This is a genomic window from Brevundimonas sp. FG128, assembly GCF_057809775.1.
Genome location: NZ_JBMDKP010000002.1, coordinates 516,803 through 540,075, shown reverse-complemented (window position 1 = coordinate 540,075; position 23,273 = coordinate 516,803). Strand labels below are relative to the sequence as shown.

The 23,273-nt window shown below is 66.6% G+C and carries 15 protein-coding genes, 1 tRNA gene and 1 pseudogene; 11 read left to right on the top strand and 6 right to left on the bottom strand.

What is annotated here, in order from left to right; all coding sequences use genetic code 11:
- Positions 1 to 14 precede the first annotated feature (14 nt).
- Positions 15 to 1,148, bottom strand: coding sequence for a DUF2336 domain-containing protein (locus ACODSC_RS07035; protein WP_488813085.1), 1,134 nt, complete (start codon positions 1,146 to 1,148; stop codon positions 15 to 17).
- A gap of 177 nt (positions 1,149 to 1,325) precedes the next feature.
- On the opposite strand from ACODSC_RS07035, the gene ACODSC_RS07030 reads away from it, so the two are divergent.
- From ACODSC_RS07030 to ACODSC_RS07015, 4 genes are all read left to right on the top strand, one after another.
- On the top strand, positions 1,326 to 2,090 hold the full coding sequence (locus ACODSC_RS07030) for a class II aldolase/adducin family protein (RefSeq protein WP_488813083.1): 765 nt from the start codon (positions 1,326 to 1,328) through the stop codon (positions 2,088 to 2,090).
- Complete coding sequence (locus tag ACODSC_RS07025) at positions 2,036 to 2,860, top strand: outer membrane beta-barrel protein (RefSeq protein ID WP_488813460.1); 825 nt, start codon at positions 2,036 to 2,038, stop codon at positions 2,858 to 2,860. The genes ACODSC_RS07030 and ACODSC_RS07025 overlap by 55 nt, the downstream gene beginning before the upstream one ends.
- Positions 2,861 to 2,972: 112 nt before the next feature.
- A complete protein-coding gene (locus ACODSC_RS07020) occupies positions 2,973 to 4,082 on the top strand; it encodes an efflux RND transporter periplasmic adaptor subunit (RefSeq protein WP_488813081.1) in 1,110 nt (369 codons plus the stop codon).
- On the top strand, positions 4,082 to 7,288 hold the full coding sequence (locus tag ACODSC_RS07015; RefSeq protein ID WP_488813459.1) for an efflux RND transporter permease subunit: 3,207 nt from the start codon (positions 4,082 to 4,084) through the stop codon (positions 7,286 to 7,288). Before ACODSC_RS07020 ends, ACODSC_RS07015 begins: the two co-directional genes overlap by 1 nt.
- On the opposite strand, the gene ACODSC_RS07010 is transcribed toward ACODSC_RS07015, so the two are convergent.
- Positions 7,289 to 7,786 carry a c-type cytochrome gene (locus tag ACODSC_RS07010; protein WP_488813079.1) on the bottom strand — a complete coding sequence of 166 codons (498 nt, stop codon included), beginning with the start codon at positions 7,784 to 7,786 and terminating at the stop codon, positions 7,289 to 7,291.
- Between the two features lie 153 nt (positions 7,787 to 7,939).
- On the opposite strand from ACODSC_RS07010, the gene ACODSC_RS07005 reads away from it, so the two are divergent.
- The 3 genes and pseudogenes from ACODSC_RS07005 to ACODSC_RS06995 all read left to right on the top strand — a co-directional run bounded on the left by ACODSC_RS07005 (position 7,940) and on the right by ACODSC_RS06995 (position 10,899).
- Positions 7,940 to 8,236 carry a FeoA family protein gene (locus ACODSC_RS07005; RefSeq protein WP_488813077.1) on the top strand — a complete coding sequence of 99 codons (297 nt, stop codon included), beginning with the start codon at positions 7,940 to 7,942 and terminating at the stop codon, positions 8,234 to 8,236.
- Positions 8,236 to 10,101, top strand: a pseudogene (gene feoB, locus ACODSC_RS07000) (ferrous iron transporter B); the annotation flags it as partial. The gene ACODSC_RS07005 and the pseudogene feoB, both read left to right, overlap by 1 nt.
- Before the next feature lie 36 nt (positions 10,102 to 10,137).
- The gene (locus ACODSC_RS06995) at positions 10,138 to 10,899 is read left to right on the top strand and encodes a prepilin peptidase (RefSeq protein ID WP_488813458.1); all 762 of its coding nucleotides are present in this window, start codon (positions 10,138 to 10,140) and stop codon (positions 10,897 to 10,899) included.
- On the opposite strand, the gene ACODSC_RS06990 is transcribed toward ACODSC_RS06995, so the two are convergent.
- The 3 genes from ACODSC_RS06990 to ACODSC_RS06980 all read right to left on the bottom strand — a co-directional run bounded on the left by ACODSC_RS06990 (position 10,896) and on the right by ACODSC_RS06980 (position 13,955).
- Complete coding sequence (locus ACODSC_RS06990; protein ID WP_488813075.1) at positions 10,896 to 11,522, bottom strand: TetR/AcrR family transcriptional regulator; 627 nt, start codon at positions 11,520 to 11,522, stop codon at positions 10,896 to 10,898. The genes ACODSC_RS06995 and ACODSC_RS06990 overlap by 4 nt on opposite strands.
- Positions 11,523 to 11,544: 22 nt before the next feature.
- Positions 11,545 to 11,620, bottom strand: a tRNA-Thr gene (locus ACODSC_RS06985).
- A gap of 88 nt (positions 11,621 to 11,708) precedes the next feature.
- A complete protein-coding gene (locus tag ACODSC_RS06980) occupies positions 11,709 to 13,955 on the bottom strand; it encodes a glycoside hydrolase family 88 protein (RefSeq protein WP_488813073.1) in 2,247 nt (748 codons plus the stop codon).
- 184 nt (positions 13,956 to 14,139) lie between these two features.
- On the opposite strand from ACODSC_RS06980, the gene uxaC reads away from it, so the two are divergent.
- The 4 genes from uxaC (at position 14,140) to ACODSC_RS06960 (ending at position 20,202) form a co-directional block, all read left to right on the top strand.
- Positions 14,140 to 15,555 carry a glucuronate isomerase gene (gene uxaC, locus ACODSC_RS06975; protein WP_488813071.1) on the top strand — a complete coding sequence of 472 codons (1,416 nt, stop codon included), beginning with the start codon at positions 14,140 to 14,142 and terminating at the stop codon, positions 15,553 to 15,555.
- Positions 15,552 to 17,021: a mannitol dehydrogenase family protein gene (locus tag ACODSC_RS06970; protein ID WP_488813069.1), complete on the top strand. Its 1,470-nt coding sequence runs from the start codon at positions 15,552 to 15,554 to the stop codon at positions 17,019 to 17,021. Before uxaC ends, ACODSC_RS06970 begins: the two co-directional genes overlap by 4 nt.
- Positions 17,022 to 17,213: 192 nt before the next feature.
- On the top strand, positions 17,214 to 18,713 hold the full coding sequence (locus tag ACODSC_RS06965) for a UxaA family hydrolase (protein ID WP_488813067.1): 1,500 nt from the start codon (positions 17,214 to 17,216) through the stop codon (positions 18,711 to 18,713).
- Between the two features lie 103 nt (positions 18,714 to 18,816).
- A complete protein-coding gene (locus ACODSC_RS06960) occupies positions 18,817 to 20,202 on the top strand; it encodes a glycoside hydrolase family 28 protein (protein ID WP_488813065.1) in 1,386 nt (461 codons plus the stop codon).
- Positions 20,203 to 20,347: 145 nt separating this feature from the next.
- Here the strand turns inward: ACODSC_RS06960 and ACODSC_RS06955 are convergent, their stop codons facing one another.
- The gene (locus tag ACODSC_RS06955; protein ID WP_488813063.1) at positions 20,348 to 23,125 is read right to left on the bottom strand and encodes a TonB-dependent receptor; all 2,778 of its coding nucleotides are present in this window, start codon (positions 23,123 to 23,125) and stop codon (positions 20,348 to 20,350) included.
- Positions 23,126 to 23,273: the final 148 nt, after the last annotated feature.

Below are 23,273 nucleotides of genomic sequence, written 5' to 3'. Positions count from 1 at the left end.
GCTTGATTGCGAAGTCAAATGATCGCGGGCTTTTCCATCATCTGGCGAAAGGCGCGCGCGGCGGAATGTGCGTTCATCGGCGTTGCAGACCAGCCGCCATCGGCCGGCAGGCCGCCGTTCAGCTTGCGGACCTCGGCCAGCAGGGAGGCGAAGACCGCCTTGTCCACCCCAACGGCGATACAGGCCAGATAAAGCGGCTCGGCGGTCGGCGCGCGCATGGCGCTGTGGATTTCGCGAATGCTGAACTGGCCCAGGGCGGCGAGGGCCTGTTCGAACAGTTCGAACCGCTGCTCGCGCAGGGCGCGGACCAGAAGGCCGGGGCGCAGTTGGCCGGCGGCTTGCAGCTTGTCCACCAGCCGCCGTTCCATCTCGGAGCGTTTGCGGCTCTCGACCAGCCTGTGGCTGGCGGTGACTTCGCGCCACTGCTGGCCGCCGGAAGCCAAGGTCGCGGCCTGCTGGACTGCAGCGTTCAACTGGGCGTCGTCGATCTTGAACCGTTCGCCGATGGACTGGCGCAGCGCCTGACCGACCCATTGATAGAGCTGCTGGGCCAGTTGCTCGTTAAGCCTCGGGTGACGGGTGAGGGGCGCGCGCAGGCCGGCGATGCGTTGCGACTGAGCCACCAGACGACGCATCGCCTCTTCACTCACGTCCGCCGTGCGATTGGACGCCAGGGCCGTCATGGTTACGGCCTCGCCCCGGTCGATGATCGTGTCCACAACAGGCCGCGACAGATGGGGCCGTCGCGCGACGGCGATCTGATGCTCCAGCGTCGCCTCCACCAGCAGGCGGATCAGGTCGGCGTCCTTGAGCAGAGGGCTGGCGGTGATGACCGGCCGGGCGATCTCGATCTCGTCCAGCGCCAGCATGTTGATCAGGGCGGCGGGCGCCCAGTCGAAGCCCGCGATCCGCTCGGACAAGGCCACGCGTATGTCCCGCTCGGCCTGTGCGGCCAAGGTCAGGAAGATGTCGCTGAGTACGGGCGCGACGCCTGCGGGGGGCGGCTTCGATTCACAGAGCGAGGTGACCTTTAGCAGCAGCCGGTGACGATCGTCAGGGGATCGACTGCGGGCCAGATCCAGAAGATTCGTGACCGTGCGATCGTCCCAGGTTTCGCCGGGCGTCTCCAGTTGAACGACGACTGACACAGCGGCTCCCCGAACCGACGACGGATGCGACATCATGGTCTGCGGGTCGTGAAGACAGGGTTAATGAAATCTGAAGCAGCGGGGATAACGTTGCGTCAGCTTGAGCACTGTCGGCTTGACGGAGGCCGCGTGCGGGGAGACGGTCGGCCAAAGCCCATCCGGAGGCAGGAGGAAACCATGGCTGACGGAACGAGCCCTTCGATCAAATCTCGCGTGTCCGAGGCCGAATGGCAGGTCCGCGTCGAACTGGCGGCGCTGTATCGTCTCGTCGCCCTGCACGGCTGGGACGACATGATCTTCACCCATATTTCGGCGCGCGTGCCGGGGCCGGAGCATCATTTCCTGATCAATCCCTACGGCTTCTATTTCGACGAGATCACCGCCTCGTCGCTGGTGAGGGTCGATCTGGAGGGAAACATCGTCCAGGACACGAACAACTTCATCAATCCGGCGGGCTTCACCATCCATTCCGCCGTCCACGCCGCACGCGACGACGCCAAGTTCGTCATCCATCTGCATACGGTGAACGGCGTCGGCGTGGCGGCTCAGGCCGAAGGTTTGCTGCCGATCAGCCAGAACGCGTGTTTACTACAGCATCAGGTTGCGTATCATGGGTACGAGGGGTTGGCCTTGAACCATGACGAACGCGACCGTCTGGTGGCCGACCTGGGGGACAAACCGCTGATGTTGCTGCGAAACCACGGCACTCTGGCGGTCGGGGAAACGGCGGCTCAGGCATGGATCGGCATCTTCTTTCTGGAGAGGGCCTGCGCGCAGCAGGTTGCGGCCCTGTCGGGCGGGCGTCAGCACATACTGCTGGCCCCCGACGAGGCGCAGGCGGAAACAAAGGAGCAGGGGCGGGGCATCGGCTTCATTTCGGCCCTGGCCTGGCCGGGCGCCCTGCGTCAGCTGGATCGCAAGTCGCCGGGCTACGACGCCTAGGTCTTGCAGGCGCTGCGGCGCTTGCGCTGGCTGCGCTGGCGCCCGCCCAGGCCTTCGCCGGCGCCTGGACCCAGCCAAAGGGGCAGGGTCAGGTCATCGTCAAATACGAGACCCTGAGCGCGGATACGGCCTTCGACCCCGAGGGAGATGAAACGGACCTGACGGCCGAGAGGCGTGACGCGGCGCTGGGCCTGTTCGCCGAATACGGCGTGTCGGATCGGCTGACCCTGCAGTTGAAGGCCGACTGGCAGGATGGCGAGGACGCCTTCGTGGATTACGAAGGCCGGGGACCGATCGAGATCGGCGCGACCTGGCAGGTCTGGCGCAACGATCACAACGCCGTCAGCCTGTATGGCGGGTACACCTGGGCCGGAGAGGGTCGCAACGCCGGCTATGCGGCGCCGGGCGTCGGCGAGCATGATTGGGAGGCGCGTCTGTCTGTCGGTCGTTCGCTGGGCGATGTCGGTGCGCGTTGGGGGATGGAGCATTCGTTCGTGGAGGTTCAGGCGGCGCGTCGCCTGCGAGACGGTTTGCCGGACGAGACGCGGCTGGACGCCACCGTCGGCGGGCGGATCGGACCCGACTGGATGGTGCTGGGCCAGGCGTTCGGCGGTGCGGCGGACGGCGGTGCGCGCTGGCTGTCGCTCGAAGCCTCGGTGGTGCGCGATTTCGGCGACTGGAGCGTCCAGGCTGGCTGGAGGCAAACCGTCGCGGGGCGCGAGGCGGCGATCGCGCATGGGCCGGTGATCGGAATCTGGCGTCGTTTTTGACGCGGATTGCCGCGACGGAAATCGTGATATGGCGCGTTACTGATACGTAACGTTGCGCGCAGCCCGTTAGACGGTAATGCATGCGGCGTCCCCCCGATCGAGAGACTCCCGCGTGATCAAACGTCACTTCTTCCTTGCCGCAGCAGCCGTTCTGCTGGGGCTGATGGTTCTCGCCGCCGTGCTGAAGATCGTTGTCGGCGGCGACGAAGCCGCCGGGGCGCCCGGCGCGCCGAGCGGCGCGCGACGCGGCGGACAGCAGGTCTCCCAGGCGATCGTTGGCGAGCGTCCCTTTTCCGATCAAATCCGTGTCTTGGGCGTCGCGCGCGGCCAGCGATCGGTCAACATCACCTCTTCGACCACGGAACTGATCACCCGCGTCCTGTTCGCCGACGGTCAGCGGGTTTCGGCGGGCGCGCCGTTGGTCGAGCTTCAGGCGCGTGAGGAAGACGCCGCCATCATCGAGGCGCGCGCCAACGTCAATCAAGCCCAGCGCGAGTATGATCGTTACAAGGCTTTGGCCGATCGGGGCGTCGCGCCCCAGGTGATGCTGGAACAGGCCGAGACCGGGCTGGAGACGGCGCGGGCCTCGCTGGACGCCGCCCAGGCGCGTCGCGGGGATCGCGTCATCCGCGCACCCTTCGCCGGCACGCTGGGCCTGACGACGGTGACGGCGGGCACGCTGATCAATCCGGGCGCGGTGATCGCGACGCTGGACGACACCTCGACCATCCGCGTCGATTTCCCCCTGCCTGAGCGCTACCTGAATGTGCTGCGTCCGGGCGCCGCCTTGACCGCGACGGCGGACGCCTATGGCGATGAGCCCTTCCAGGGGCGGATCGCCCTGATCGACACGCGCGTTAACGAGGCGACACGGGCCGCCACAGCGCGCGCGGAGTTCCCCAATCCCGGTGGTCGCATCCGTCCCGGCATGCTGTTGCGCGTCGTCGTGCAGCAGGGCCAGCGGCAGGGGGCGGCTGCGCCGGAGTCCGCCGTGCAATATGAGGGCGCGGGCGCCTTCGTCTATCGCATCGCGCCTGGCCAGAACGGATCGACCGCCCAGCGGGTGGAGGTCGAGACCGGCGCGGTCGAAAACGGCTTCGTCGAAATCCTGTCGGGGGTCCAGACGGGCGATCACATCGTGGGGTCGGGCCTGAACCGCATCCAGCCGGGAGCGCCGATCAGCGTCGCAGGCGCGCAGCGCAAGCAGGGCGCCGCCAAATGATGCTTTCCGATGTTTCGGTCCGGCGGCCCGTCTTCGCGGCCGTCGCCGCGATCGTGCTGTGCGTGATCGGCGCCGCCGCCTTCTTCTTCCTGCCGGTGCGCGAACTGCCGGACGTCGATCCGCCCATCGTGTCTGTGAACACCTCCTACGCCGGGGCTTCGGCCGAGGTGATCGAGAGCCGGATCACCGAGCCGGTCGAACAGCAGATCGCCGGCATTCAGGGCGTCGAGCGGATCAACTCGACCAGCCGCGACGGCCGCTCGAACGTGAACATCGAGTTCTCGCTGGACCGCAACATCGACGACGCCGCCAACGATGTGCGCGACCGCGTCAGCCGAGTGGTCGGAAACCTGCCCGACCAGGCCGATCCGCCTGAGGTGGCCAAGGCCGATTCCGACAGTCAGCCGATCATCATCGTGTTCCTGCGCTCGACCAGCATGGATCGGCTACAACTGACCGACTACGCCGACCGCTATCTGGTGGACCGGATGGCGACCGTACCGGGCGTGGCCCAGGTCAACATCTATGGCGAGCAGCGCTATTCGATGCGGATATGGCTGGATTCCGCCGCGCTCGCCGCGCGCGGTCTGACGGTCACCGACGTCGAGACGGCGCTGACCAACCAGAATGTCGAACTGCCGGCGGGTTCGCTGGAATCGACAGACAAGGACTACACCGTCCGGGTGGCGCGCACCTATTCGCGGCCCGAGGATTTCCGCCAACTTCCCATCGGCACCCGCGGCTCGGCCTCGGCGTCCGCAGCGGTGGCGACCGGCTCGGGCAGCGGCTCGGCCGCCATCATCCAGGGCCAGCCGACCTATGTCACCCGCCTGGGCGATGTCGCGCGCGTCGAGGAGGCGCCGGAAGAGGACCGTCGCCTGTTCCGCGGCAACGGCATGGACCAGATCGGTCTGGCCGTGACCCGTCAGGCCCAGTCGAACGACCTCGCCATCTCCGAAGGCGTGCAGAAGATGATCGACGAGATCAGGCCCAGCCTGCCGCCGGGCGTGACGCTGGAGGTCGGGTCCGACAACTCGGTCTTTACCTCGCACGCCATCGACGAGGTCTGGATCACCATCGGCATCTCGATGGCCCTGGTCGCCCTGGTCAACTTCATTTTCCTGGGCAGCCTGCGCGCCGCCCTGATTCCCTCCATCGTGGCGCCGATCTGCCTGCTGGCCACTTTCATCGTCTTGGCGCCGCTGGGCTTCTCGCTGAACCTGCTGACGCTGCTGGCGCTGGTGCTGGCCATCGGCCTGGTCGTCGATGACGCCATTGTGGTGGTGGAGAACATCCAGCGTCGCCTGGATCACGGCGAGCCGCCGCTGGTGGCGGCCGAACGCGGCGCGCGTCAGGTCTTCTTCGCCGTTGTGGCGACCACGATCGTGCTGTTGTCGGTGTTTGCGCCCCTTCTGTTCCTGCCGGGCTATGTCGGTCGTCTGTTCGTCGAGCTGGCTGCGGCCATCGCCGCGTCGGTGGCCTTCTCGGCCTTCCTGGCGCTGAGCCTGTCGCCCATGCTGGCGTCCAAGATCCTTCGCCCCGCCCATGGCGGCGGCTGGGTCGCGCGCCGTGTCGACTGGGGCATGGACCGGTTGAAGACCTCCTATGGACGGTCGCTGGACCTGCTGCTGGGGCGGCGCATCGCCGTGATCGGCGTCGGCGCCCTGATCGCCCTGATCGCGGCCGGGGCAGGGGGCATCTTCCTGGTCCTGCCCAACGAACTGGTGCCGGACGAGGATCGGGGACGGGTTTCCGTCCGTGTCGCCGGCCCGGAAGGCGCAGGCTTCGACTATACGCGCAAGATCATGATGGGCCTTGAACCGCTGCTGGCCGAATACAAGACCAGCGGCGAGGCTGACAGCTTCCTGATTTCCGCACCGGGCTTCGGCGGCGGCAGCTTCAATTCCGGCAACGGCGTGCTGGTGCTCTCGGACTGGTCCAAACGCGATCGCTCGGCGGCCGAGATCGCCCAGGAGCTGAACGGCAAGCTGCGCGGCCAGACGGACGCCCAGGTGAACGCGTCCACGCCCGGCGCCTTCCAGCGTGGGGGCGGCAATTCCAACTCGATCGAACTGATCGCCACCGGCACCGACTACCAGGAGATCTACAACTGGCTGCAGCCCATGCTGGCGGCGGCCCAGGCCAATCCGGGCTTCTCACGCCCCCGCCTGAACTATGAGCCGAACTCGCCGCGCCTGCTGGTGGATGTCGATCCGCAGAAGGCGGCCGCGCTGGGCGTCTCGTCGCAGTCGATCGGCCGCACGTTGGAGACCATGTTCGGATCGCGCCGGGCCACGACCTACATCAAGGGCGGCCAGGAATATGACGTCATCCTGCAGACCGAGCGCGACAATCGACGCGAGGTCGCCGACCTCGAGGCGCTGTACGTCGCCACCGGCGGCGGGCAGTTGGTGCCGCTTTCGGCGGTCGTGACGACCAAGACCTCCGGCGACACGCCCGACCGGCGCCGCCTGGACCGCCAGCGGGCGATCTCGCTCCAGGCCGACCTGAACCCCGGCATGACCATCGACGACGCCGTTCAGTTCCTGCGTGACGAGGCGGCGAAACAGCCCCAGGGCGGGGTGGTCGTCCAGTGGGGCGGCGCGGCCCGCGATCAGCAGGAGGCGGGCGGCGCAGTGCTGGCGGCCTTCGGCCTGGCGCTTCTGCTGGTCTTCCTGGTTCTGGCGGCCCAGTTCGAAAGCTGGATCACTCCGGCGGTCATCATGCTGACGGTGCCCTTGGCGGCGGCGGGCGGTCTGTTCGGCCTGCTGATGGCGGGGTCCAGCCTGAATATCTACAGTCAGATCGGCCTGATCATCCTGATCGGGGTGGCGGCCAAGAACGGTATTCTGATCGTCGAGTTCGCCAATCAGCTGCGTGATCAGGGGCGGTCCATCCGCGAGGCGATCATCGAATCGTCCAGCCTGCGCCTGCGGCCCATCATCATGACCTCGATCGCCACCGCATTCGGCGCCCTGCCGCTGGTGCTGTGGCAAGGCGCGGGCGCGGGCAGCCGCCAGACGATCGGCGTGGTGATCTTCACCGGCGCCATCTTCGCCACCGTCCTGACCCTGTTCGTGGTGCCGGTGATCTACGGCGTCCTCGCCCGCTTCACCAAGTCGCCCGAGTGGACCGCTCGCAAGATCGAGGAATGGGAAGCCCAGGAAATGCGTGAGGGCGGACCCAAGGAACTGCCGGAAGGCTGATCAGGCCGCCGGCGTCGCCGGCGGCTGGTAGCCTGTTTCGGTCTTCAGGAAGGCGATGACGTCGCGCCGGTCCGTGGCGTCGGGCAGGCCGGGGAAGGTCATCTTGTTGCCGGGCAGGAAGGTGCGGGGGTTTTCGAGCCAGTGGTCCAGCTTCTCGGCGTCCCAGGTGAAGTCGGCTTGGCGCAGGGCGTTGGAATAGCTGTAGCGCGGCCGTTCGCCGACCTTGCGGCCGAACACGCCGTACAGGTTCGGCCCCGTCATGTCCGGCCCGCCCTCGCCGATGGTGTGGCAGGACCGGCAGCGCGCGAAGGCCCGTCGCCCGTTCTCGAGATCACCCTGATTATAGGGGGCGGGCAATGAGGCCAGCAGCGTCGCCTTTTCCGCTTCCGTCAGGACGCGCGCCGGCTTCGGCGGCGCGGACGCCGTCTCGCCGCCGCCCTGGCTGCAGGCTGAAACGAGGATGAAGGGGGCGAGCGCGAGGGCGGCGAAACGGGTCATGGCGGTTCCTGTCTGATCCCCTGATACCCCAATGCGGTCGCACGGCAATTGGTCAAGCTGTCCAACTAGACGCGGGGGGTTCGCACCTGATAATCACTGTCAAGGAAACGCGGAGCCGCCGAGGGGGGCGACCCGCCCGTGCGAGCGTAAATTTTGACCGACACCATCAAGCTGAGCCAGGCCCGACGCGGCGATCGCGGCGTCATCGTGCAGGTGGGCGCCCATTGCCATCACCAGAACCCGGAGGTCGAGCTGGAACGCCGGCTGCTGGAACTGGGCTTCGTCGAGGGCGCGCAGATCGAACTGCTGCACGAGGGCCTGTTCGGCCGCGATCCCATTGCCATGAAGGTTGACGACATGCGCGTGGCCCTCCGCCGCCACGAGGCCGCCAGCCTGACCATCAGACTGGAGTCTGGCAGGCTGGACTCTGGCAAGTCGGGCGCCGCCTGATGGACATGGCCCTGAAGACCGCCCGCGTCGCCCTGGTCGGCAATCCGAACAGCGGCAAGACGGCCCTGTTCAACGCCCTGACCGGCGCCCATCAGAAGGTCGCCAACTACGCCGGCGTCACGGTGGAGCGGAAGGAGGGGCTGATCCGCGCCTCTTCCGGCCGGACGATGTCGGTGCTGGACCTGCCCGGCACCTATTCCCTACGCGCCCGCAGTCCGGACGAGGAAGTGACCCGCGACGCCGTTCTGGGGCGGTTGGCGGGTGAAGCGCAGCCGGACGTCGTGGTCTGCGTCGCCGACGCCACCAATCTGCGTCTCGTTCTGCGGCTGATCCTGGAGCTGAAGGCGGTCGGGCGGCCGATGGTTCTGGCGCTGAACATGTACGACATCGCTCAGCGCCAGGGCTTGAGGATCGATCTGGAGCAATTGCGCGCCGAACTGGGCGTGCCGATCATCACCACGGTCGCGACGCGCAAGCGCGGCATCGACGATCTGATCGCCGCCGTCGAGACGCAGGTCGAGGCGGCCGCCCAGGGCGAGAACAGCTGGCATAGCCCCGACGCCGCCGAGCTGCGCACCGCCGCGCGCGAAGCCGAGCGGATCATGAAGATCTGCGTGCGCCCGCCCGAGCGGCCGGACACCCTGACCGGCCGGATCGATTCCGTGCTGCTGCATCCGGTCGGCGGGATGATCATCCTGACGGCGATCCTGTTCGTCATGTTCCAGGCCGTGTTCAGCTGGGCGGCGCCCCTGATGGACGGCATCGAGGGTGGGATCGGCTGGCTGGGCGGTCTGGTCGCCGCCGTTCTGCCGGAAGGCCTGCTCCGGAGCCTGATCGTGGACGGGATCATCTCGGGCGTCGGCAGCGTGCTGGTCTTCCTGCCGCAGATCCTGATCCTGTTCCTGTTCATCATCGCCTTGGAAGACTTCGGCTATATGGCCCGCGCGGCCTTCCTGATGGACAAGATTATGGGCGGGGCGGGGCTGCACGGCCGCGCCTTCATTCCGCTGCTGTCCAGTTTCGCCTGCGCCATTCCCGGCGTGATGGCGGCGCGGGTGATCGATTCCAAGCGCGACCGTCTGACCACCATCCTGGTCGCGCCGCTGATGACCTGCTCGGCGCGGATCCCGGTCTATACGCTGATCATCGCCGCCTTCATCCCGAACGAGACCGTCTGGGGCTTCGCCAATCTGCAGGGGCTGGTGATGTTCGGCCTCTACGCCGCCGGCATCGTCAGCGCCCTGGTCGTCTCCTGGCTGATCCGCAAGGTATTCTGGCGCGGTGCGGTCGAGCCCTTCATGATGGAGTTGCCGGCCTACAAGACGCCGGATCTGCGCAGCGTCCTGTTCAACCTGTGGCTCCGGGCCAAGATCTTCCTGAACCGGGCGGGCCGGATCATTCTGCCGCTGGTCATCCTGCTCTGGGTGCTGGCGACCTTCCCCTATCCGCCCGCGAACGCGACCCTGCCGGACATCGACTATTCGTTCGCCGGCATGATCGGCCGGGCGCTGGAGCCGATCTTCGCCCCCATCGGCTTCAACTGGCAGATGGTCATCGCCCTGATCCCGGGCATGGCGGCGCGCGAGGTTGCGGTCGCGGCGCTGGGCACCACCTACGCCATCGCCGACGCCGAGAATGCAACGGGCCTTCTGGCCTCCACCCTGTCGGCCCAATGGTCGTTGGCGACGGCCTTGTCCTTCCTGGCCTGGTACATCTTCGCGCCCCAGTGCGTGGCGACCCTGGGCGTGGTGAAGCGCGAGACCAACTCGTGGAAATGGACCTGGGTGATGATCGGCTACATGTTCGGTCTGGCTTATCTGGCGTCGTTCGCCACCTATCATGTGGCGGTGGCGCTCGGGGGCGGCTCAGGCGGGGCGGCACACGCCCTCTGGATCCCCTTCATGACCCCTGTGATCGCCGCCGTCGTGACCGGGCTGCTGGGCCTGCTGGTCGGCAGCTTCCTGGCCGCGGTCAGCATACGCCTGCCGCGCGATGAGGACATCGTGGTCGCAAGGTCGCACTGCATGGCGTGCAAACGCCCGCTGCGGCCTTGGGAACTGGTTCCTGTCTTCAGTTGGCTGGCGCTGAAGGGACGGTGCGCGCGTTGTGAGACGCCGATCTCGCGCCGCTATCCGCTGATTGAACTGGGCGCCGCCGTCATAGGCGTGTGGGCGGGCCTTTACGGCGCGTCGTGGTTGATGGTCACGGCGACCGCCGTGCTTGGATGGCAACTGCTGCTGATCGCCATCATCGACGGCGAGCATTTCTGGCTTCCGGACATTTTGACCTGGCCGTTGGCGATCAGCGGCCTGGCGTTTGCCTGTCTCCCGCTGTTCGGTGGTTGGGCCAACGGCCTTTCGCATCTGATCGGCATGGGCGCGGGGTTCGTCGGACTCTGGCTGGTCGGCTGGCTTTACCGCGTCGTGCGGCGGCGAGACGGGCTGGGCGGTGGGGATCCATTCCTGTTCGCCGGCGCCGGAGCCTGGGTCGGATGGATCGGGCTGCCGAGCGTCCTTCTATGGGCGTCGGCGGCGGGGCTCAGCCTGGTGTTTGGCATGCTGGTGGTGCGCCGTTCGATCAGCGGGGCCGAGCGGTTGCCGTTCGGTGTCTTCCTGGCCGTCGGCATCTGGTTGACCTGGCTCTACGGTCCGCTGGGGCTCTAACGCCCCGTCGTCAGCTTGACGATGATGATGGCCGCAGTGTCCAGAATGGCCTCTGGCGTGTCGGCGCGACGCAACAGATCGAAACTGGCCGCCGTCGATTCGGCGATCGAGGCGATCTGGTATGAAGCCAGGCGCGGATTGTAGTCCTTGGGATGCAGGCCGCTGGCGTGGGCCTGGGCGACGCGGCGTTCGATGGCCAGGTGAAGGCGACGCAGACGACGCACGCGGCTTTCCACGAAGGCGACCTCGCCGTTATCAGCCAGCATGTGTTCGACCCGCAGCACCTGTCCGTGGCTGCGCCAGATGGCCATAACATCCAGGATGAAGGCGCGGGCGATGGTGAAGGCCTTGTCGCCGGGCCAGTCGGCCTGAAAATGTGTGGCCAAGCCCTGGAAGTCGTTCGCCGCGACGTCGCAGAGCGCCAGAACCGGCTCTTCGACCGTCTTGAAATATGTATAGAAATTCGAGGGCGACACGCCGGCCGCCGAGGCCAGGTCGGCGACGCGAATTTCGCCGTAGTGCCGCCCGTTCAACAGACGTCGGGTCGCGTCAAGGATCGCCTGGCGGGTGCGACCCCCGCGTGCGCCGATCTTGTGACCCAGCTTGTTGGTTGTGTCGGCCATGTCCCCAATGGTCGAGAGTGAATGGTGCCGGTTGCAGGAATCGAACCCGCGACATCCAGTTTACAAAACTGGCGCTCTACCAACTGAGCTAAACCGGCTCCGCGCGTGCGGAATTCGGACCTTATGTCTAGGCCGGAGCCGCGACGCAAGCCGCCCTTGGCTCCAGCAGGGGACAAATCGCCGCCGTCAGCGCCAGGGCTCGGGCGGCGAGTAGGCGGCGACGAAGCTTTCCCAGGCTTGTCGCGTCTTGAAATCCAGCCCGCCGTCCCACGCGGAGCCCATATAGTAGGTGAAGGGCTGTCCGGGAGTGACGCGCACCAGGATCAGATAGTTGTCCGCGTCCTGAATGAAGCCTTCGACCATGGCTGGATCGACCAGAATGGCGATGCCGATGCTGCCGTGTTCCGGATTTTCCGGCTCCCAGAACGTCAGCCGGCCGTGTTCGGCGTCACGGGTGACGAAGCCCGACCCGTTGTCGTTCGCACGCTTGGAAATCCCGATGCCGACGATCAGCGGCTCGGTCGTGTCCGAATTCAGCGTTGAGGTCATGCGGGTGAAGTTGGACCCCATCGGCAGGGAGAACTCCCGGGTTTCCCATACGCGACGCGCCACATCGACCGGCCAGGGACGATAGTCGACGCTGAAACGCGCCTCGTCGCCGCCCGTCTCCTCGATTCGATAGGTCGAGAAGTTGCGGCTGGTCCACAGTTTGTTGTCGTACCAGACGCCCAGGCCGCCGGCCCCGCGACCGCGACCCACGTCATAGTAGTCCAGCCCCTCGCCGCGATCGGTGTGGTAGTTCGGGAACTTCAGCTGACGGTCCATGAAGGGATAGCGGACCCGCTTGGCCCAGACGTCGATGCCCGAACCGGACGGCGCTTCGCGCGCCTCCAGCGCCGGGCCGTAGATTCGGTGGGCGACGCGATCGTTTTCCCACAGCAGGTCGTCAAGGCGATCCGGCGCGAAACGGGCCACGGCGCGCGGCCGCTGCTCGGCCGCCGTCGGCGGCGTCAGCGGGGCGATAGTCGATGGGCGCCCCGTGGCTGCGGGATCGTAGGCCAGGGCGCGGGTCGCGGCCATCTCCTCCTGACGTCGGCGTGTCTCTTCGGGGCCGACCACGGTGACGGGCGCGGGCGGCGCAGGCGTGGTGGCGGCGATGACCTCGGCGCTGTCGCGCGCGGGCTCGGCCTCGGGCAGGGACTGGGCCGGACCATTCAGGTCGGCGATCTCCAGCCCGGCCAGGATATAGGTTCCGGTCGTGTACAGGCCCACCTCGCCGGGATCGGTCGCCACCGGCATGTCGCCGGTCTTCTGCGTCGCGCCGATCAGGCCGTTGGGCAGGACATGGCGGTTCAGCGCAGCCCAGCCTTTCTGAACGGCCGGCAGATAGTCGGCCCGGTCCAGCAGTCCATGATTGATTCCCCACGCCAGGGCATAGACGTAGAAGACAGAGCCCGAGGTCTCCGCCTGTGGATAGGCCTCGGGGTCCAGCAGGCTGGCGCGCCACAGGCCGTCGTCCTGCTGAAGCTGCGCGATGCGACGGGCCATCTTCTGGAAGATGTCGACGTAGAAGGCGCGATCCTGCAAATCGGCGGGCGCCGATTCAAGCCAACGGGCCAGTCCGCCCATGACCCAGCCGTTGGCCCGCGACCAATAGATGGGCTTGCCGTTCTCGCTGACGCGATCCTTGAAGCGTTCGTCGCGCAGGAACAGCCCATCTTGCGGAACCCACAGCCGTGCGGCCGTGCGGCGCCACTCCCGGTCGGCGGCGGCCAGATACTTGGGGTCCCCGGTGATGGCCGACATCCGCGCCAGCACGGGCGGCGCCATATAGAGGGCGTCGGCCCACCACCAGACCAGGGCGGGCGTGTCCTCTGCCCGGTTCAGGTGCGGGACCTGCCAGTCGAGCCGCTGGCGCAGCGGCATCAGGACGCCGTCCTGACCTCGGCGAGCGTACAGTTCCTCGTACAGGTCGCCGATGGCGATGTCGTCGGCGTTCAGCATGGTGGGGCCCGAGCGGCCGCCGCGCACGCTGTAGTTATAGTGTTCGGCCACGGCGGTCAGGAAGCGCAGGGTTTCCGGATCGTCCGAAACGCGAGCCAGACGCGCTGCCCCGACATAAAAGGTGGCGGCGACCCAGTTCGACGACATCTGGCTCAGGTTGCTGCCGGTCGAGAGGGCCAGCGGTTCGTTCGCCATCGCCGCGATCTGGGAGGAAGCGACGTATTCCACGGCGGCCATGGCAGCTTCGCGCGACGGCAACGTGTCAGGATCGACATTCAGCGCCGGGCGCGGCCGAGCGGTCAGCCACTCGGCTTCCACGCCAGGCGAAAGGGCGGCGCTCTGTGCGAAAACAGGCGATGACAAAGCCGTGCCCGCCATCAAGGCGGCGGTCAAAATCAGGCCGAAGCGGCTGGAACGGCGCGGGGTCATGAACGTCCTCCGAGACGCGACAGGTTCGCGTCTTCCATTATTTGCTGACGGATACCATAAAATGGACTTGACCGGTCGCCAAGGTAACCGGTGTCTTTTTTGCCGCGACAATGTATCCGTCATGGTCGACAACTGTCTGAAAGCCGGGGAGGCGATCAACGCCTCCATGCCGAGGAAACGTGAAATGGCCCACCCGCTCAACCTTCATCCCGACCGCCTGTTTCCGGCCGACGCGGATACCCGCGCCGTGGCCCGCCGTCTGTACGCAGAGATCAAGGGCCTGCCGATCATCAGCCCGCACGGCCATACGGACCCCAGCTGGTTCGCCGGCAATGAGAACTTCGCCAATCCGGCCGAACTGCTGATCACGCCTGACCACTATGTCTTCCGCATGCTGCACTCGCAGGGGATGGCGATGGAGGACCTGGGCGTCCCTCGCGCCGACGGCGGCCCGGTCGAAACCGATCCGCGTGTGATCTGGCGTCGGTTCGCCGAGAACTATCACCTGTTCCGCGGCACGCCGTCGCGCATGTGGCACGACTGGGTCTATGCCGAGGCCTTCGGCATCGACGTGCGCCTGTCGGCCGACACGGCGGACCACTACTACGACGTCATCGACGCCGCGTTGAAGACCGACGCCTTCAGGCCCCGCGCCCTGTTCGACCGCTATAATATCGAGGTCCTGACCACGACCGAGAGCCCGCTCGACACACTTGAGCACCATAAGGCCATTACGGCCTCGGGCTGGAAGGGCAGGGTGCTGACCGCCTATCGCCCCGACCCGGTGTTGGATCCCGACTACGAGGGCTTCCGTGACAATCTGAAGATCCTGGCGGACCAGACGGGCCGCGATACGCTGAGCTGGGAAGGCTATCTGCAAGCCCTGCGCGACCGTCGCGCGGTCTTCATCGAGATGGGCGCCACCTCGACTGATCACGGCCACCCGACCGCCTTCACCGCCGACCTGTCGAAGTCTGACGCGGAGGCCCTGTTCCGCCGCGTTTCGACCGCCCCGGCGTCGGCGGAAGACGCCGAACTGTTCCGGGGCCAGATGCTGACCGAAATGGCGGCCATGTCGGTCGAGGATGGTCTGGTGATGCAGTTGCACCCCGGATCGTTCCGCAACCACTCCGCCACCGTCTTCAATCGCTTCGGCCGCGACAAGGGTTGCGACATCCCGACCCAGACGGATTACGTCCGGGCGCTGAAGCCGCTGCTGGACCGGTTCGGTTCGGACACCCGCCTGTCGCTGATCCTCTTCACCCTGGACGAGACCAGCTACAGCCGCGAACTGGCGCCCCTGGCCGGTCACTATCCGGCGCTGAAGTTGGGCCCCAGCTGGTGGTTCCACGACAGCCCCGAGGGCATGCGTCGCTTCCGCGAACAGGTCACCGAGACGGCCGGCTTCTACAACACCGTCGGCTTCAACGACGACACCCGCGCCTTCCTGTCGATTCCGGCCCGTCACGACGTGGCGCGGCGGATGGACTGCGGCTTCCTGGCCAAGCTAGTGGTCGAACACCGGATGGAGGAGGACGAGGCCCACGAACTGGCCCACGCCCTGACCTATGGTCTGGTCAAGGCGGCCTACAAGCTGTGACCCGTCTGAATGATGCGGCCCTTGCCGGCCTGCCCGCCGAGGTCTTCGTTCCCGATTACGACCGCGTCCAGGTGAAGACCGGCGTGGTCCATTTGGGCATCGGCGCCTTTCACCGCGCCCACCAGGCGGTCGTGTTCGACGACGCGCTGGCGAGCGGCGACCTGCGCTGGGGCGTGCTGGGCGCCTCGCTGCGGTCGCCCGGCGTGCGTGACCAGTTGAACCCGCAGGATGGCCTCTACACCCTGGTCGTGCGTGACGGAGCCGACGAGCATCTGCGCATTATCGGCGCCGGTCGCGGTGTGCTGGTCGGGCCGGAAGACCCCGCCGCCCTGGTCGCGGCCATGGCCGACGCCGATGTCCACATCGTCACCCTGACCGTAACCGAGAAGGGCTATCGCCTCGACCCGGCGACGGGCGACCTGCTGCTGGACGACGCGGACGTGGCGGCCGATCTGGCCGATATCGCTTCGCCTCGCACGGCGCCCGGCTTCATCGTTGCGGCGCTGCGGGCGAGGAAGGCTGCGGGCCTCAAGCCTTTCACCGTCATCAGTTGCGATAACCTTCCGCACAACGGCAGACGCATCCGCGCCGGGGTCATCGCCATGGCCCGCCGGATCGAACCGGCTCTGGCCGACTGGATCGAGGCCGAGGGCGCCTTTCCCCAGACCATGATCGACCGGATCGTCCCGGCGACCATCCCCGACGACATCGCTCGCCTGGCCGCCCGTCTCGGCGTCGAGGACCAGGGCATGGTCAAGGCCGAACCCTTCACCCAATGGGTGATCGAGGACCGGTTCGCCGGCGAGCGCCCGGACTTCGCATCTCTGGGCGTGCAACTGACCGACGCGGTCGAGCCGTGGGAGGACGCCAAGCTGCGTCTGCTGAACGGCGCCCACTCGGCCATAGCCTATCTGGGCGCCCTGTCGGGGCATGAGCATGTCCACGAGGCCGTCGCCGTCCCCGCCTTCCGCGCCTATGTCGAGACCCTGTGGGACGAGGCGCAGACCACGCTGAACCCGCCGCCGGGTCTGGATATCCCCGCCTATCGCGACGCGCTGATGGCTCGCTTTTCCAACGCAGCCCTTATGCACCGCACCCGCCAGATCGCCATGGACGGCTCGCAGAAACTGCCCCAGCGCCTGCTGGCCGGCGCCGCCGAACGTCTGGCGGCCGGGCAGGGTATCGACGCCATGGCCCTGGGCGTCGCCGCCTGGATGAAATGGCAGTCGGGCGTGACCGAAGGCGGCGAGACCGTCGTCGTCGACGACCCTCTGGCGGCCAAGACCGCAGAACTGCTAGCCGGCGCTGCTGACGACCAGGCGCGGGTTTCGGCTCTGCTGAGCCTGTCCGCCGTCTTCCCACCCGCGCTCGCCGTCGACGATCGGTTCGCGGTCGCGGTCACGGGCGCCTATCTGTCGCTCAGCCGGAACGGCGCGGTCGAGGCCGCGCGTCTGGTCGTGGGCTAGAATGATGGATGAGCGCGCCATTTTCTTCCTTCTCCCCTCGGGGGAGAAGGTGGGCCCGAAGCGCTCGGATGAGGGGGCTCTCTCCGCCCCTCTGGCGGCAAGAGCGGGCCTGCATCTGGCAGCCCCCTCATCCGTCTCGCTCCGCGAGCCACCTTCTCCCCCGAGGGGAGAAGGAACACACGAGGTTAGACCATGTCCCGCGTCCTGATTCTGAACCCCGCCGACGACGTCGCCATCGCCCTGGACGACATCGCGACCGGCGACACGCCCGACGGTCTGGACGCGCCGGCGCGCGCCGACATCGCCACCGGGCACAAGATCGCGCGTCATGCGGTGGAAGAGGGCGGACTGGTTCGCCGCTATGGCCAGGTCATCGGCCGCGCAAAGGCGGCCATCGCCGCCGGGGACCACGTCCACGTCCACAACCTGGCCATGGCCGAGGACGGGCGCGAGGCCGAGGTCGGCGCCGACCTTCGCCCGCCCGCGCCACTGTCGGGCGCGACCTTCAACGGCATCGTCCGTGCAGACGGTCGCATCGGCACGCGCAACTATATCGGCGTCCTGACCAGCGTGAACTGTTCGGCCACCGTCGCGCGCCGCATCGCCGACGCCTTTCCGGACTCCAGCCTGCCCAAGGGTATGGACGGCGTCGTCGCCTTCACCCACCAGGGCGGGTGCGGCGGCTCTTCGCTCAGCAGCGACGTGACCCTGCTGCAGCGGACTTTGGCCGGCTATGCCCGACATCCGAACTTCCACTCCATCCTGATCGTCGGCCTGGGCTGTGAAGCCAACCAAATCCCCGCCTGGCTGGCCAACGAAGGCCTGAAATCCGGTCCGCACCTTCGGGCCCTGACCATCCAGGAAGCTGGCGGCACCGCCCGCGCCATTGAGGCCGGGATCGCGGTCGTCCGCGACCTGGTCGCCGAGGCGGCGAAGGTCGAACGCCAGCCTGTCTCCGCATCCCACCTGACGGTCGGCCTTCAGTGCGGCGGTTCGGACGGCTGGTCCGGAGTCACCGCCAATCCGGCGTTGGGCGCGGCGGTGGACCTGCTGGTCGCCCACGGCGGCTCGGCCATGCTGTCGGAAACGCCCGAGATCTGGGGCGCCGAACACCTGCTGCTGCGGCGTGCGGCGTCGCAGGATGTGGCGAACAAGCTGAACGCGCGCCTGGCCTGGTGGCGCGACTATGCCGAGCGGCACCAGATGGAACTGAACAACAATCCGTCGCCGGGCAATCTAAAGGGCGGCTTGACCACCATCCTGGAGAAGTCTCTGGGCGCGGTGGCCAAGTCGGGCTCCACGCCGCTGAACGACGTAATCGGCTATGCCGAACCGCTTCAGGCCAAGGGCCTCAGCTTCATGGACAGCCCTGGCTACGATCCGTGCTCGGCCACGGGCCAGATCGCCTCGGGCGCCAATCTGATCGTCTTCACCACGGGCCGGGGCTCGGTCTTCGGCGCCAAACCAGCCCCATCGATCAAGGTCGCCTCCAACGCCAAACTGGCCAACTGGATGGACGAGGACATGGATATCGACGCCTCGCCCGTCCTGACCGGGACCAGTTTAGCCGAGGTCGGGGCCGTCATCTTCCAGAAGATGCTGGACGTCGCCTCGGGCGAACCGTCCAAGTCCGAGGTCCTGGGCGTCGGCGACAACGAGTTCGTGCCTTGGCAGGTGGGGGCCTATCTCTAGGCGCTGCGACACCCGCACGCTTGCGCCTCCGCCGCCGTTCGCTATCGTGGGACGATAACGCAAAATGTGAGACGCAATGTCTCCGCTGCCAGGAAGCGCGCTCATGCATCGACGATCCCTTCTGCAACTCGGCCTGACCGGCGTTCTGGCCTCATCCACGCCTGTCTTGGCGCAGTCGTCAGGCAAGATTTTCGACGCAGCCGATTTCGGCGCCGTGGGCGACGGCGAAACGGTCAACACGCGCCAGATCCAGGCCGCCATCGACGCGGCGGCGGGACAGGGCGGGGGAACCGTGGTGCTCAAACCCGGTCTCTATCTGTCTGGCTCCCTGTTCGTGAAGTCGGGCGTGACCCTGATGATCGGGCGCGGGGCGACCATCCGAGGTCTCCAGGACATCGCCGCCTATCCGATGGTCCGCACCCGCGTCGCAGGCATCGAGATGGACTGGCCCGCCGGTCTGCTGAACATCTATCAGCAGCAGAACGCCAAGATCACCGGCGAGGGTGTGGTCGACGGCGACGGCAAGGTCTTCTGGGACAGCTACTGGGCCATGCGGCGCGACTATGATCCGCGCGACCTGCGTTGGGCGGCCGACTATGACTGCCGCCGTCCGCGCCTGATCCATGTCTATGATTCCGACCAGGCCGAGGTCTCGGGCCTGAACCTGGCGCGCTCGGGGTTCTGGAGCGTGCATGTCTGCTATTCGCGCGACGTGAAGGTTTCGGACCTGATCATCCGCAACAACATCGGCGGGCGGGGGCCGTCCACCGACGGGGTTGATATCGATTCCTGCGAGCGGGTTCTGGTCGAGCGTTGCGACATTGCGGTCAATGACGACGCGCTGTGCATCAAGGCCGGTCGGGATTCGGACGGCCTGCGGGTGGCGCGTCCATGCCGGTCGGTTCGGATCAGGGACTGCGTCGTGCGCGACGCCCTGGCCGGCATGACGTTTGGCAGCGAGACGTCCGGCGGGTTCGAGGATATTGAGGTCTCGGGTTTGCGGATCGACTATCCGGTGCCGCTAGGCATCTTCTTCAAGTCGGGTCACACGCGCGGCGGCGTGATCTCGAACATCCGTCTGCACGACATCCACCTTCAGGACGTGCGTACGCTGTTCCGCGTCAATCTGAACTGGTATCCGAACTACAGCTACGCCCAGATCCCGGCGGGGATCACAGACATCCCCGACTACTGGCGCGCCCTGGCGACGCCGGTGCCGCGCGAACAGGGCATTCCTCGCATCCACGACGTTCGCCTATCCGACATCAAGGCCGTGGGCGGCAAGGTCGGCTTCGAAGCCGCCGCCTATCCCGAGGCGCCGCTGAAGAACTTCGTGTTCGAGCGCCTGGACTGGGACGTCCAGGACGCCGGAACCATCGCCAACGCTGAAAACTGGCGTTTCAACGACTGCAACATCGACACCTTGGACGGCAAGGCGCCGCGCGTGACGGAGTCCAGAGGCGTGACGGGTCTGCGCGACCGCGCCTGACCACTTCACTGCACAGTTGTTAGGCGGCGAGGGGCCGCGCCCATCGTGGCGCGGTTCGCTCGTCGCCGCGCATCGCCCATAAAAGAAGGCCCGGAGCCATGCTCCGGGCCAGTTTATCGCACTGAAAGTTTTCAGGGAGGGAAGGTCAGTACTTCCAGCGCAATCCGATGGCGATCTCGCGGCCGGTGTGACGGTAGTCCGAGATGCGGTTCGTCTCGTCGACGTAGCGGTCGTTGTACTCGTCGGTCAGGTTGATGCCTTCCAGCGAGAAGGTCAGGTTGTCCCTGATGTCGTAGGACATGGAGGCGTCTACATAGGTCGTGGCGTTCATGCCTTCTTCCGAGTTGCCGTTGCCGGCCGGGAAGGACATCAGATACTGGCTGCGATAGGCGGCCGAGACGCGGGCCTGGAAGGGGCCGGTCTCATAGTACAGCGTCGCATTGGCGGTGTTCTTCGACTGGCCCGTCAGGCGGTTCTTGCCGGATGCGCCATAGTCGACCTCGGAATCGACGTAGGTGACGTTGCCGATGAAGCCGAAGTTCGACCAGAAGCCCGGCAGGAAGGTGAACGGCTGCTGGTACTGGATCTCCAGCCCGTGCAGCGAGCCGCCCTGGCCATTGAGCTTGCGCGTGACCTGGAAGACGTCGGTCGGCCGTGCGGCGTCCTGCAACAACTCGTCCGGCAGTCCCAGGTCGCTCCACACGATGGATTCCGTGACCGAGGTGATGAAGCTGTCGATGTCCTTGTAGAAGACTGCGGCGGCCAGAAGACCTTCGTTCTGGAAATACCATTCCACCGAGAAGTCGTAGTTGGTGGCGCGGAACGGATCGAGCAGCGGATTGCCGTAGGAGACCGTGCGCGTCGTCGGCGACACGCCGCCGCCGGGAGTCAGATCGCCCAGCGACGGACGCGACATGACCTTGGCGGCGCCCAGGCGGATGACCAGGTCCTCGCGCGGCTCGAACGCCAGGTTGAATGACGGCAACACGTCATCATAGTCGTTGTTGGCCGTGACATAGCTGTAGCTGGGGCCATCCTCGCCCGTCACAGTTTGCCAGCCCTTGGATTCCACCTCGGTCTGGGCGTAGCGGATGCCGACGTTCCCCCGCAGCGTCATGCCCGCCACGTCGGTGTTGAAGTCGGTCTGGAAGAAGACGCCCTTGTCCGTCTCGTCCACCTCGCGCTCGCTGCGGTTGGCGACGAGCGGGTCGTCGTAGATGCTGAGGAAGTCGGCGATCTTGCCGATGTCGGGGACGATGTAGTTCAGGCTGGAGCCATCGGGCACGCCGATCCCGCCGTCGATGCTGACGATCTTGCCGATGGAATCGACGCCGGTCAGACGGTCTGCGCCGGACGGGCTGGTCTGCGCCCGCGCCAGGCCAAAGGTTTCGAAGCCGTAGGTGCGGTATTCGCCGCCGACCTTGAATGTCAACGAAGGCGTCCAGTCATACGCCAGAGAGCCCGCCCCGACGTTGTTCTCGAAATTGCCGCCCGCGCTGCTGCGTGTCGCCTGCACCAGGGTGAAGCGATCGCCCGAGGTGACGTCGAAGCCGTAGTTGATCAACGGCAGGCGGTCGTTCTCGCGGAAATCGATGGTGTAGCCGTTCACTCCGCTCGCCTCAAAAGCGTAGGCGACGTTCAGGGGCGTGCGGGCCTCCGATCGGTTGGCGCCGACCTTCAGATTGCCGTGGAGGCGATCGGTGAAGTCGTGCCGGACGTTCATCGACGCCTGGTAGAAGTCGCTTTCATTGCGCGTGAAGCCGTTTTCCGACCGGACCAGGACGTTGTCGAACACGCCGTAGGACAGGGCGTTCTTGTCGGCGTCGATCTCGTAATCGCGCACGACGACGTTGTTGACGGCCGCGCGGCTGAAGGACCAGGCCTCCAGGTTCGGGCTTTCCAGCTCGGAGTTGAACCGCGACCACAGCAGGTCCAGCACAACCTCGGTCCGGTCACTCGGACGCCATTGCAGCGACCCGGTCATGCCCAGGCGATCTTCCTGGGTGTTGCCGAAGGTGTAGCGGGGGATGCGAGGATAGTAGGCGCTCAACAGCGCGTCACGCTCGGCTGTGGTGGTGCAGGGGATGCAGCCGCCGAAGTTCTGGCCGATCCCGTAAGGATAGTTCGGATAGTCCGCCGGCTCCATGCCTGCGGGCAGCGTGGGGTTCGGATTGCCCGCCTGCCAGCGCGTGGTGTTGAAGCTCTCGAGGATCGGCGAGCGCTCGGAATAGGCGACCGACACCAGGGCGCCGAAGGTCCTGTTCTCGTTGGACCAGCTCAGCAGGGCGGCCGTGCGGGGGACGGTCTTTTCGGAAAGGTCATTGTAGGACGCCTGGACCGAGAGCGCGGCGTTCACGCCGCTGCCGCCGAAGTCCAGCGGACGGCCGGTCTGAAGATCGACGGTCGAGCCCAGCGAACCCTCCTCGATCTCGGCCGACTGGGTCTTGCGGACCTTGATGCTGTTGAACAGTTCCGAAGCGAACATCGAGAAGTCGAAGCTGCGATTGCGGTTGCCGCCGGACGCCGCCTGGGCCTCAAGCCCGTTGATCCGCGTGCGGGTGAAGTCGGAACCCAGGCCGCGGACGGAAATGGTGGTGCCCTGTCCGTTGACCCGGTCGATGGTGACGCCGGGCAGGCGCTGGATGGCCTCGGCCAGGTTCTGATCGGGGAAGTCGGCGATGTCTTCGGCCAGGATGGCGTCCACGGCGCCGGCTTCGCTGCGCTTGATGTTCAGCGCCTGCTGCAGGCTGGAGCGGAAGCCGGTGACGACGATCTCGTCGACCACGGTCGCGTCGTCCTGGGGGGCTTCTTCAGTCACGGGTTCGGCGGCGGGGGCGGTCTGCGCCATCGCCGGCACGGCACCCATCAAGGCCGCCAGGGACACGCCAACGGCGCACAGAGTCCGGGTGTTGGTCCGTCGCATTCGTTCTCTCCCCATCCCGGCGGCCATCTGGCACCGGTGTCATTTTTTGGTATGCTGTCGCGCATAGTTCGGATTGGCGACGTGCCGTTTATTGCAACAGCTTCCCGCATTTTGCAACATGCCGATGTTTCGACCGCGACGATCCGTC